Source organism: Acidovorax sp. KPB24-03, from assembly GCF_057546605.1.
Map to the genome: position 1 here is coordinate 1 of NZ_BAAJYR010000802.1, position 853 is coordinate 853.

The window sequence follows — 853 nt, forward strand, 5'->3', positions numbered from 1 at the left end:
CCTTCCGCGCGGCAGGCCTGGCGGTCGCGGAACTGGCGCGCATCCAGCAGGTGGATGGTCGCCAGCCGCCCCCAGGGCAGCGCGCGGTACACCTGCAGCGCGCCGAACCCGCTGGCCGCCAGGCTCGCCACTCGCAGCGGCGTGTGTTCGTAGAAGGCCTGCCATGCCGCCGTGCGCATCGCCAGGAAGTCGGCGGCGTCGCCGCGGCCGTGGGTGCCGGCGTAGTCGTTCTGCACCTCGTGGTCGTCCCAGGTCGTGGCCCAGGGGCACAGCGCGTGGGCGGCCTGCAGCGACGGGTCGCTCTTGTGCAGCGCGTAGCGGTCGCGGTAGTCGGCCAGCGTGTGCGCCAGGCGCAGGCCGTGCACGCGCGCCAGCCCGGCCGGGTCCTTGGGGCTGGCGTATTCGTAGATGTAGTCGCCCAGGAACAGCACCAGGTCGGGCGACTGGCGGCACACGTCGGCCCAGGCGGCGTAGTGGCCGTGCTCCCACCGCTGGCACGACGCGAAGGCGATGCGCAGGCCCGGCGCCACATCCCCGGCGGCCGGCGCGGTGCGCGTGCGGCCGGTGGCGCTGACGGCGTCGCCCTGCAGAAAGCGGTAGTGGTACCAGCGCCCCGGGGCCAGCCCCCGCAGCTCGACATGCACGCTGTGCGCGAACTCCGGCAGGGCGGTGGCCGTGCCGCGCTGCACGATGCGGCGAAACGCGTCGTCGTGCGCCACCTCCCACCGCACGGCAAGCGGGCGGTTCCATGCGCCGGGTTCGGCGGGCACGAGGCGCGTCCACAGCACCATGCCATCGGGTGAGGGGTCGCCGCTGGCCACGCCCAGCGTGAACGGGTCGTGCCGCAGCGCGC

Annotated in this window: 1 protein-coding gene; it reads right to left on the reverse strand. The window is 74.8% G+C overall.

Annotation, left to right across the window (positions count from 1 at the left end):
* Positions 1-853 (reverse strand): alkaline phosphatase D family protein (locus tag AC27KI_RS26105; protein WP_487116755.1); only part of this gene is annotated, 853 nt, incomplete at both ends.